We start from the raw sequence: 6,655 nt of genomic DNA on the forward strand, positions 1-6,655 counted from the left end.
GCCGTGGGGAGGGTGAGGGGCAGACCAGCAATGCTGCGCTGTTTGGCAGCCCCTCACCCTCCCATCGCTTCGCGACGGGCCCCTCCCTCTCCCCGGAGGGGCGAGGGAATAAAGTTACACGTCCATCTGTTTTACGGCGGCGTTCCAGGTGTCGATGTTGGTGCGCGCTTCCTGCACGAAGGCGGAGCGGCGGACGAAGCCCATGAAGAGGTCGGCGAACCATTTGCCCGGCTGGCGCAAGGGCCGCTCGAACTGGATGAGGAGGACGACGCGGGTGCCGTTGGTCTCGTTCCAGACTTCGTGCTGGTAGGTGTCGTCGAAAACGAGCGTTTCGCCTTCCGCCCAGCGGACGATGCGGTCGTGGACGCGCATGCGGACGTCGCCGTCGCGCGGGACGATCAGGCCGAGGTGGCAGGTGATGAGCCCTTTGGTGACGCCGCGGTGGTCCGGGATGTGGGTACCGGGGGCGAGGATGGAGAAGAAGGCGGAGTTGAGGCCGGGGATGCCGGCGACGACCGCCGCGGTGCGGGGGCAGCGCGCCAGATTGTCGGCGATCGGGTAGCCGTAGCCCCACAGGAAGAAGGAGCGCCACTTGTCGATCTCCGCGATCGAGCGGTGGTCGGGGGAGATGGTGGCGAGGCTGGGGCTGGCCTGTCCGTGGAGCGCGACGGAGACCGCTTCGTCGCGGATGGCCTGCCAATTGTCGCGCAGGGTGGCGGTCCAGGCGAAGTCGCGGGTGTCGAGGACGGGATCGTTCGAGACGAGCGAGGAGGAGCCGATCAGCCGGTCGAAGATGCCGCGGATGTTCTTGCCGAAGCGGATGATGAGGGGGCGGCCCCGCTCGGCCTGCATCGGGGCGCCGGGTTGCGGCGCGCCGGAGATCGAGCCGAGATCGGGCGTGACGGGGCGCGGGCGGGATGCGTCGTGCGCGTTCCGCCATAAAAGACGGTCCTGTCCAACCTTTACGTCAACGCCCATGGGATCAACCACTTGTCTGTTGTTGCCGTGCCGTGCCCGGCCAGTATCGGCCTCCTAGTCGCGCTATGGGTCGAAATGATGGCGGGATTGGGCAAGGATGCGGCGGGCGTGGCTGGCGGAGGGGGCCGCGAGCGGGTACAGGGTGATGCCTATGGCGTTTCACTCGCGCGCATATCGCGCTCCCGTCCTTCTCTTCCTCGGGCTGGGACTGGCCGGCCTGGCGCCGGTGTCCGGGCAACAGGCATCGGCCCCGCAGGCGGCCCCCGTCGCGCCGGTGCAGCAGCCCGCGCCAGCGACGGTGCCGCCGATCCCCGGCGTCGACCAGAGTCCCTGGCTCTACAAGGGATCGGACCTGCCGCAGGACAAGGCCTGGGCGTTCGGCACACTGCCCAACGGCCTGCGCTATGCGGTGCGCAAGAACGGGGTGCCACCGGGGCAGGTGGCAGTACGGGTGCGGATCGATGCCGGGTCGCTGTACGAACAGGATTCGGAGCGCGGCTTTGCGCATTTCATCGAGCATCTGAGTTTTCGCGGATCGGAATATGTGCCGGACGGCGAGGCCAAGCGCATCTGGCAGCGGTTCGGCGCGACGTTCGGATCGGATTCGAACGCATCGACCACGCCGACGCAGACCGTGTACAAGCTGGACCTGCCCGGCGCGACCGAAGCCGGGCTGGACGAGAGCCTGAAGATCCTGTCGGGCATGATGGAGAAGCCCGCGCTGACCGATGCGGCGCTGAACGCCGAGCGGCCGGTAGTGCTGGCCGAGCGGCGCGAGCAGCCCGGACCGCAGGTGCGCTGGTCCGACAAGCTGCGCGAAACCTTCTTTGCCGGGCAACCGCTCAGCCAGCGCCCGCCGATCGGGCAGGTGGAGACGTTGCAGGCAGCGACCGCGGCCAGCGTGCGCGCGTTCCACGACCGCTGGTATCGGCCGGAGCGGGCGGTGGTCATCATCTCCGGCGACATGGACCCGGCGGTATTCGCGCGGCTGATCGCGAAGAATTTCGCCGACTGGAAGGGCGTGGGCGAAAAGCCGGCCGATCCCGATTTCGGCACGCCGCAGGCGGATCAGCCGCCATCGGCGTCGATCGCCGAACCTGGTCTGCCGCCGGTGGTGGTGATGGGCGTGATGCGGCCGTGGCGGTACCGGGACGATACGATCATCTTCAACCAGAAGCGGCTGGTCGACATGCTGGCGACGCGGCTGATCAGCCGGCGGCTGGAGACGCGGGCGCGGGCGGGCGGCAGCTTTCTGCAGGCGGGCGTCAGCCTGGACGACGTGTCCCGCTCGGCGAACCTGACCGCGGTGAACATCGTGCCGGTGGGTGACGACTGGGAGGCGGCGCTGAAGGACGTGCGCGCGGTGATCGCCGATGCGATGGCGACCGCGCCGGGGCAGGCCGAGGTCGACCGCGAACTGGCCGATTTCGACACGATCATGCGCACGCAGGTGGAGACCGCGCGGGTGGAGGCCGGCGCGCGACAGGCCGATGATCTGGTCGAGGCGCTGGACATCCGCGAAACGGTGACGGGGCCGGAGACCTCGTATGCGATCCTGAAGGATGCGATCGCCAAGAAGATGTTCACGCCCGAGACGCTGCTCGCCTCGACCCGCAAGGTGTTCCAGGGCGACGCGACGCGCGCGCTGGTCAACACGCGCAGCCCCGATCCCGGCGTCGCGACGAAGCTGGCGGCGGCGCTGAAGGCGGACGTGTCCGCACTCGCGGGCAAGCGGCGGCAACAGGCCAACGTCACCTTTGCGCAACTGCCCAGGCTGGGGACGCCGGGCAAGGTCGTCTCGCGGCAAGCGATCCCGGCGCTGGACATGGAACAGGTGGTGTTCGCCAATGGCGTGCGCCTGCTGCTGTTCCCCAACGCGTCGGAAACGGGGCGCGTCTATCTGCGGGCCCGGTTCGGGCAGGGATATAACGCGCTGCCCGCGAACCGGGAGAGCCCGATCTGGGCGGCGGACCTGGCGTTGATGGCGGGCGGCATCGGCAAGCTGGACCAGGGCGATCTGGACCAGTTGAGCGCCGGGCGCCGGCTTGGGCTGGACTTCGGCATCGAGAATGATGCGTTCGCGCTGGGGGCGATCACCTCGCCGGGCGACTATGCCGACAATCTGCAACTGATGGCGGCCAAGCTGGCGGCCCCTGCCTGGGATGCGGCGCCGCTGACCCGTGCCAAGGCGGTGGTGCGCGCGGCTTATGCCGGATTCAGCGCCTCGCCCGACGGGGTCATCAGCCGCGACCTGGAGCGGTTGCTGCATGACGGCGATCCGCGCTGGGGCACGCCCACGCCCGAGGTGGTGGCGGAGACGACGCCCGCCGCGTTCAAGGCGCTGTGGGCACCGCTGCTCGCCTCCGGCCCGATCGAGGTGTCGGTGTTCGGTGACGTGAAGGCGGACGAGGCGATCGCGGCGGTAGGCCGGACATTCGGCGCGCTGAAGCCGCGTCCGGCGGCGACCACGGCTGCGCCGGCGATCCGGTTTCCGGCGCCGGTGGTCAGGACGCATGACGGGGCGGCGGATCAGGCGGCGGCGGTGATCGCGTGGCCGACGGGGGGCGGGAGCGCGGACTGGCGCGATCGCACGCGGCTGGACGTGCTGGCGCAGGTGTTTTCCGACCGGCTGTTCGACCGGCTGCGGTCCGAGGCGGGGGCCAGCTATACCCCGCAGGTGGCGAGCCAGTGGCCGATCGGGCTGGCCGGTGGCGGCCGGATGATCGCGATCGGGCAGGTGGCGCCCGACAAGGTGGACTTCTTCTTCAAGCTGGCGCGCGAGATCGCCGCCGACCTGGTGGCCAACCCGATCGGGGCGGACGAGTTGCAGCGCATCAAGCGGCCGATGGGGCAGTTCATCCTGCGCGCATCCTCGGGCAACCAGTTCTGGTTGCAGCAGCTTGGCGGAGCCGCGTTCGATCCCAAGCGGGTGGAGGCGACGCAGCAACTGGCGCAGGATTTCGTGTCGATCGATCCGGCGCAGTTGCAGGCGGTGGCGGCGAAATATCTGCGGCCGGAGCGGGACTGGACGTTGAAGGTGGTGCCTAAGGGGTGAGGTTGGGTAGGGGGCGCCAAGCGGCGTTGCACTGCTGGGCTACCCCTCACCCTCCCGTCGCTTTGCGACGGGCCCCTCCCTCTCCCCGAAGGGGAGAGGAAACATAGGCGAACCCTGGTCGTAAGCTTGGGAAGCTTCTGCTCCTCTCCCCCAAAGGGAGAGGGCGCTTCTTGCTCACCCCTTGTACAGCGCGTCGAGCCTTTCGCCGTAGATCTGGCGGATGATGTGACGGCGGATCTTGAGCGAGGGGGTCATCTGCTGGTTCTCGATTGCGAAGGGCTCGTCCGCCAGGATGAAGCGGCGGACGCGTTCGGTGACGGACAGGTCGCGGTTCACCCGGTCGACCGCGGCGGTGAGCGCGGCGCGGTAGTCGAGATCGTCCCATAGCGCATCGGCCCGGCAGACGGTGCCGCGTTTGGCGCACCATTCCTGCGTCCATTCGGGATCGGGCACGACAAGGGCGACCATATAGGGCCGGCGGTCGCCCGCGATCATCGCCTGGAGGATTTCGGGCTGAAGCGTCAGCATCCCCTCCACCTTCTGGGGCGCGACATTCTCGCCCTTGTCGTTGATGATGATGTCCTTCTTGCGGTCGGTGATCTTGATGCGGCCGGCCGCGTCCAGTTCGCCGATATCGCCGGTGTGGAGCCAGCCGTCCTGCAGCACGCGCTCCGTTTCCGCCTCGTTGTGCCAGTAGCCGTGCATGACGAGTTCGCCGCGCACCAGGATCTCGCCATCATCGGCGATGCGCACCTCGGTATTGGCGAGCGGCGGGCCGACCGTGTCCATGCGCAGGCCCGCCGACGGCCGGTTGCAGGCGATGACGGGCGCCGCCTCGGTCTGGCCATAGCCTTGCAGCACGGTGAGGCCGATCGAGTGGAAGAAGATCCCGATTTCCGGGTTGAGCGGCGCGCCGCCCGACACCATCGCCTTCAGCCGACCGCCGAAGCGCTTGGAAATCTTGGGCTTGAACAGCGTGGCGACCGCCAGTTGGCGGGGGCGGTCGACGAGGCGCAGGCGGCCGTCATAGGATCTGGCGCCGAGATCGAGCGCATGGCCGAGCAGGCGCGCGGCAAGGCCGCCCTTCTTCTCGATGCCCTTGGTGATGCGGGTGCGCAGCACCTCGAACAGACGGGGCACGACGACCATGATCGTCGGGCGCACCTCCTCGATATTGGCGGCGAGCTTGTCGAGCCCTTCGGCGTAATGGATGTGGCCGCCCAGGCCGATCGGCAGGAACTGGCCGCCGGTATGCTCATAGGCATGGCTGGGGGGCAGGAAGGACAGGAACACCTCCTCGTCGTCCCAGGAAAAATCCTCGGCGATGATGGTGATGCAGCCATTGACGTTGTGCAGGATCGCGCCGTGATGCTGCATCACCCCGCGCGGCGCGCCGCCGGTGCCCGAGGTGTAGATGATGCAGGCGAGGTCGCTGCGCGCGAAATCGGCACGCACGGCGATCGTGGCGGGTTCGGCGGCGTGTTTCGCGATCAGCGCGTCATACTGGAAGCATTCGATCTGGCTCTGGCCGAGGCGCAGCGGCTCGATCCCGATCACCTTTTCGAGATGGGTGGAACGCAGCACGGCGGGCATCAGCGTGTGGGCCAGCTTCTGCGTCGAGACGATGACCGCGCGGGCGCCCGAATTCTCGATGATGTGCGCGTGATCGCGCTCGGTATTGGTGGTGTAGGTCGGCACCGTGACGCAGCCCGCGGCCATGATGGCGAGATCGGCGATGCACCACTCCGGCCGGTTCTCGCTGACCAGCATGACGCGGTCGCCGCGCTGAAGGCCGATATCGGTGAGCGCGTTCGCCAGGCTGGCGACGGCGCGCGCGGCCTCCGCCCAACTGGTCGAGATCCAGGCCCCGTTCTGCTTGCGCGACAGGAAAGGCGCATCGCCCTTTTCCGCGGCGCGGGTGAAGAACATGGTGACGAGGTTGGGGAAATGTTCCAGCGTTCGCATCGGCCTCTCCTGATCTCCCACATCATCGCCAGTGCGACGCATGGGGTTATGCTTTCGTTGCTTATTCCGCCGGGCGGTCGAAGATCGAGCCCTGACGCCGGATGCGGGTGACGTTGCCGGCGACATCGATCGCCACGCCTTCGCTGCGCGGGTCGGCGGCGCCGACCCAGCGGCCGTTCACCCGCTCGATGGCGTTGGCCTTCAGGCCGAGCGGCGCGACGCGGACCTGCTCGCCCAGCGCCTGGAGTTGGGGGACGAGGGGTTCGAGCGTCGTGCCCTTCTCGACGGTCGCGACCTGGCCCGGGGCGTAGACGAGGCCCAGGCCGATCGCGTCCTGCGCACTGAGTTTCCAGTCGATGACGCCGATGATCGCCTTGGCGACCTGTGCGATGATGGTGGAGCCGCCGGCGGCGCCGACCGCGAGGCGGACATTGCCGGCCGGATCGTAGACGATGGTGGGGGACATCGAGCTGCGCGGGCGTTTGCCGCCCTCGACCCGGTTGGCGACGAGGTTACCGTTCCGGACGGGTACGATGTCGAAATCGGTCAGCTCGTTGTTGAGCGAGATGCCGTCGACGGACAGGCCGGAGCCGAAATAACCCTCGATCGTGGTGGTCACCTGCACCGCATTGCCGGCACCTCCGACCTCGCCGCGGT

At 68.4% G+C, this 6,655-nt stretch carries 4 protein-coding genes; 1 reads left to right on the forward strand and 3 read right to left on the reverse strand.

The genetic code is table 11. The features are described 5' to 3' along the window. Positions 1-114: 114 nt before the first annotated feature. Positions 115-978: an aspartyl/asparaginyl beta-hydroxylase domain-containing protein gene (locus Q0U08_RS16155; RefSeq protein ID WP_298092590.1), complete on the reverse strand. Its 864-nt coding sequence runs from the start codon at positions 976-978 to the stop codon at positions 115-117. Positions 979-1,129: 151 nt separating this feature from the next. On the opposite strand from Q0U08_RS16155, the gene Q0U08_RS16160 reads away from it, so the two are divergent. Continuing rightward, complete coding sequence (locus tag Q0U08_RS16160; RefSeq protein WP_298092592.1) at positions 1,130-4,033, forward strand: pitrilysin family protein; 2,904 nt, start codon at positions 1,130-1,132, stop codon at positions 4,031-4,033. Between the two features lie 174 nt (positions 4,034-4,207). On the opposite strand, the gene Q0U08_RS16165 is transcribed toward Q0U08_RS16160, so the two are convergent. Beyond that, positions 4,208-5,998, reverse strand: a complete 1,791-nt coding sequence (locus tag Q0U08_RS16165; RefSeq protein ID WP_298092593.1) for a long-chain fatty acid--CoA ligase — start codon at positions 5,996-5,998, stop codon at positions 4,208-4,210. A gap of 61 nt (positions 5,999-6,059) precedes the next feature. After that, on the reverse strand, positions 6,060-6,655 hold a 596-nt coding region (locus Q0U08_RS16170), incomplete at its 5' end, for a gamma-glutamyltransferase (protein ID WP_298092594.1).

The sequence above is a fragment of the uncultured Sphingomonas sp. genome, from assembly GCF_946477935.1.
Taxonomy (GTDB): Bacteria; Pseudomonadota; Alphaproteobacteria; order Sphingomonadales; family Sphingomonadaceae; genus Sphingomonas.